We start from the raw sequence: 448 nt of genomic DNA, 5'->3' as shown, positions 1-448 counted from the left end.
CAGCTTGACGATGGTTTCGATCGAGGTGTCCTCGGTGATCGTGTGCGGGTGATGCGTCATCACTTCGCCGACCTTGCGGCCGTGTTCGTGAACGAAATCGCCGGCGCAGGTGCCGGGGCCGAGTAGCATCCGCAGCCACCTGCCGCGCTTGCGCTCGGTGCCGATCTCGGCGCGCCTGATGAAATCGCCTTCGGAGATGATGCCGATCAGTTTGCCGTCGGCATCGACGACCGGCAGGCCGCTGAGATGGTTGTCGATCATCGCGCTGGCGGCGTCGACGATCGATGCCTCGGGGCCGATCGTCACCACCTGCCGGGTCATGATTTGGTGAGCACGCATATTCAGTCTCCCCTAAGCCGCGGCCGTGATCCGAGCGCCACGCCGGTCGCATCGTGGCTCGTTCTGTGCCCCGCCGGCACGATGCGTCAATGCGAGATCAGTGCAGGCA

1 protein-coding gene is annotated in these 448 nt (G+C 64.5%); it reads right to left on the bottom strand.

What is annotated here, in order from left to right; genetic code table 11:
- Window positions 1–339 (bottom strand): CBS domain-containing protein (locus DY467_RS25605; RefSeq protein WP_164639848.1); only part of this gene is annotated, 339 nt, incomplete at its 3' end.
- Between the last annotated feature and the right edge of the window lie 109 nt (window positions 340–448).

It is taken from the genome of Rhodopseudomonas sp. BR0G17, assembly GCF_010907025.1.
Lineage (GTDB): Bacteria > Pseudomonadota > Alphaproteobacteria > Rhizobiales > Xanthobacteraceae > Rhodopseudomonas > Rhodopseudomonas palustris_H.
This window is presented reverse-complemented; position numbering and strand designations above follow the sequence as displayed.